General features: G+C 65.5%; 4 protein-coding genes. All 4 read left to right on the top strand.

Annotated elements, in window-relative coordinates:
• Window positions 1–754, top strand: a 754-nt coding sequence (locus tag EN906_RS25770) for a DUF4173 domain-containing protein (protein WP_164777358.1), incomplete at its 5' end; no start/stop codon positions are given.
• A gap of 3 nt (window positions 755–757) precedes the next feature.
• The gene (locus tag EN906_RS25775) at window positions 758–1,450 is read left to right on the top strand and encodes a response regulator transcription factor (RefSeq protein WP_127271328.1); all 693 of its coding nucleotides are present in this window, start codon (window positions 758–760) and stop codon (window positions 1,448–1,450) included.
• A complete protein-coding gene (locus EN906_RS25780) occupies window positions 1,441–3,042 on the top strand; it encodes a HAMP domain-containing sensor histidine kinase (protein ID WP_127271327.1) in 1,602 nt (533 codons plus the stop codon). The genes EN906_RS25775 and EN906_RS25780 overlap by 10 nt, the downstream gene beginning before the upstream one ends.
• A gap of 29 nt (window positions 3,043–3,071) precedes the next feature.
• The coding region (locus EN906_RS25785; protein ID WP_164777359.1) for an FAD-dependent oxidoreductase at window positions 3,072–3,943 on the top strand (872 nt) is incomplete at its 3' end.

Here is a 3,943-nt window from a genome sequence, read left to right on the forward strand (position 1 = left end):
GGCGCGCGACGCCACCTATCGGTGGGGCGGGGCGGCCCTTCCCGACGGGCTGAGCTACGCGGCCTACGCGCATCGTGGCGCCTATCCCCTGATCGTCACGGCGCTGCTTGCCGCCGGCTTCGTGCTGGCAGCGCTGCGGCCAGGCAGCGAGACCTCGGCCGATCCGCTCATCCGCCGGCTGGTCTACGCCTGGGTGGCGCAAAACATCATGCTGGTGGTCTCGTCGATCCTGCGGCTCGACCTCTATATCGGCATCTATGCATTGACCTATTGGCGCGTCGCTGCCTTTGTCTGGATGGGGCTGGTGGCAGCAGGCCTTGCCCTGATCATCGCTCGCATCGCGCTTAGAAAATCCAACGAATGGCTGCTGTCCGCCAATCTTCTGACGTTATCTCTGACGCTTTATGCCGGCTGTTTCATCAATTTCGCAGCAACGATCGCCAACTACAATGTCGACCATTCCCTCGAAATGACCGGCCAGGGCATTCCCCTAGACGCCTGGTATCTTCACTCGCTCGGTCCAGGCGCGTTTCCCGCACTCGATCGCTTCCTCGAGCAACAGGGCAAGACGGCGGCGGCCGGCACTGTCCGCGAACTGGCTGGCGTGCGCGGCAGCGATGAAATCTGGTATCGAACTATCCAGCAGAACTGGCGGGCCTGGAGCTTTCGCGACTGGCGGCTGCTTCGATATCTCGACACCAAGGGGCCGTTCGTGATTCCCTCCGCTATCGAACCTTCCATGCCGGGCCGCTGATCCATGCCGCATCACATCCTCGTCGCCGACGATGACCCGCACATCCGCGAGGTGATCTGCTTTGCGCTGGAAAAGGCCGGCATGAAAACGACAGGCGTGGCCGACGGTGCCGCCGCCCTGCAGGCGATCGGCCGCCGGGCGCCGGATCTTGTCGTGCTCGACATCGGCATGCCGGAGATGGACGGGCTGGAGGTCTGCCGGCGACTGCGGCACACATCCGATGTGCCGGTGCTGTTCCTGTCCGCGCGCGACGAGGAGATCGATCGCATCCTTGGGCTCGAAATGGGCGGCGACGACTATGTGACGAAACCATTCAGCCCGCGCGAGTTGGTCGCCCGCGTCAACGTCATCCTGCGGCGCGCCCGCCCGGCGGCGGCCGAACCGGTCGACAACAGGCAGTTTTCGCATGGCAAACTGGCTCTGGCGCCGGCCAGTCACGCTGCCAGCTTCGACGGCAAGGCGCTTGCCCTGACGGGGATCGAATTCTCGATCCTGAAGGGATTCCTGGCGCGGCCCGCGCATGTGCTCGACCGCGACGCGGTGATGGCCAGCGCCTATGCCGCAAACATCCATGTCGCCGGCCGCACCGTCGACAGCCATATCCGCAACATCCGCGCCAAGCTGGCAGCAGTGGGTTGCCTGGATGCCATCGAGACCGTGCATGGCGTCGGCTTCCGGCTTGGCCGATGCGGCTGACGACTTCCGGCAAATGGATCGGCCGCAAGTGGCGGCCACGGCTTGCCACGGTCGTCGTCGCCATCCTGATCATGGTGATGGCCCTGCCATTGGTCGGCTTGTTCTTCTTCCGCCTCTACGAGAACCAGCTGATCCGCCAGACCGAAGCGGAGCTGATCGCGCAAGGGGCGGCCATCGCCGCCATCTATGCGCAGGATGTGCGCGACGCCGGCATTGCGGCGGACAAGCTCGGTGCGCCGATGCCGGGGCCAGGCGGGGATTCAAGCCGAAGCGTCAATCCGGGCCCGCTGTACAAGCCGATCGAGCCGCAACTCGATCTCGCCTCCGACTATGTGCTGCCGACCCGGCCGGCGGCGATCGCTGCCACCGCCGATCCTGCCTTCGCGGCGATCGGTGCGCGCCTGTCCGGTATTCTCGACGCCACGCAGAAAACCACGCTGGCCGGCTTCCGGCTGCTCGATCCCCGGGGCGTCGTCATTGCCGGGCGCGGCGAGGTCGGCCAGTCGCTCAGTGCGGCCGAAGAGGTGCGCACAGCACTTGCCGGCAGCTATGCCAGCGCGCTCAGGCTGCGCATCCGCGACCAGCCGGCGCCGCCGCTCTATTCGGTCAGCCGCGGCACCAAGGTGCGTGTCTTCGCCGCTTTGCCGGTGGCCGTCGACGGCAAGGTCGCCGGCGTCGTCTATGTGTCGCGGACGCCCAACAACATCATCAAGCATCTCTATGGCGAACGCGGCAAGGTGACGTTGGCGGCGATTGCCATTCTCGGCGGCACGCTGCTCATCGGCCTCATCTTCCTGCGCACCGTCAGCCGGCCGATCTATGCGCTGATCGACCGCACCGAGCGCATCGCCGCCGGCGACCGCGCGGCGATCAGGCCGCTCGACCATCACGGCACGCGAGAGATGGCGGAGCTTTCCGCCGCCTTCCTCGACATGGCCGAAAAACTGCAGGCGCGTTCCGACAGCATCCAGACGTTCGCCACCCATGTCTCGCACGAACTCAAATCGCCGCTGACAGCGATCCAGGGCGCAGCCGAATTGCTGCGCGATTCCGGTGGCGCGATGGACGATACGGAGCGGCGGCGTTTCTCCAACAATATCGTCACCGATGCGGGACGGCTCAATCTGCTGGTTCGCCGCCTGCTTGACATGGCGCGCGCCGAAAACCTGGCGCCGAGCGGCGAAAGCACATCGATCGGTGCGGCGCTGGCGCTGCTTCCCGTAGACAACAGGCTGGCGGTTAGCATCGGGGCCGGCGGCGACATCAGATTGCACATATCGGCCGAGAACGCGGCTATCGTGCTGGCCAATCTCATCGACAATTCGGCCAGGCACGGCGCGACACAGGTTTCTGTCTCCGCTACGAGCGCCGACGGCAAGGCGAGCCTCCTGGTCAGTGACGACGGCGCCGGTATTTCGCCGAGCAACCGGGCGCGCATTTTCGAGCCGTTTTTCACCACGCGGCGCGAACAGGGCGGCACCGGCATGGGGCTCGGCATCGTGCTGGCCCTCCTGAAAGCGCATGATGGTATGATCGCGCTGGTTGACAGCGAACGCGGCACGCGCTTCGAGATCATTCTGCCGGTGGCGTGAAGGACACCATCGGCCGGATCGGAGAGAACATGCGCTACGACATCGTCATCATCGGCGGAGCCATCGTCGGCTCCTCGGTCGCCTATTACCTGCGTGAGCAAGGGTTTTCCGGCACGATCGCGCTGGTCGAGCGTGATCCGCAATTCGCGCATGCGGCAACGACGCTGTCCATGGCCTCGATCCGCCAGCAATTCTCGATCCCGGAAAACATCCGCCTGTCGCAGTTCACGCTGAAACTGTTTCGGCGGCTGAAGGAAGAGTTCGGGGACGACGCCGATATCGGCTTTCGCGAGGGCGGCTACCTCATCCTTGCCGGCGAGGACGGCTTGCCGATCCTCAAGAGCAATCACGAGGCGCAGATCGCGGAGGGCGCCGACATCGTGCTGGAGGATGCCGCCCAGCTTACGCGCCGGTTCCCGTGGCTGTCGACCGAGGGCATTTCAGCCGGCGCCTATGGCCGCACCGGCGAAGGCTGGTTCGACGCGCATGCGATGCTGACGCTGTTCCGCAAGGCGCTGCGGCAGAAGAAAGTCGATTTCATCGCCGCCGATGTCACCGGCATCGCGCGCGATGGCAACCGCGTCACCGGAGTGAGCCTCGGCAATGGCGAGACGCTGGAGGCTGGCATCGTCGTCAACGCCGCCGGCCCGAACGCCGGCAAGGTGGCTGCCATGGCCGGGCTTGAGCTGCCGGTCGAGCCGCGCAAGCGCAATGTCTTCGTCTTCGAGGCGCGCGAGAAATATGCCGACATGCCGCTGCTGGTCGATCCCTCCGGCATCTATGTCCGTCCGGAAGGCTCGGTCTACCTCACCGGCGGCGCCGAACCGGAGGAAGGCGACCGCGCACCCGACCCCGGCGACTTCGAGGTAAACTGGCCGCTGTTCGAAGAGGTGATCTGGCC

This window comes from Mesorhizobium sp. M7A.F.Ca.CA.004.06.1.1 (assembly GCF_003999135.1).
Taxonomy (GTDB): Bacteria; Pseudomonadota; Alphaproteobacteria; order Rhizobiales; family Rhizobiaceae; genus Mesorhizobium.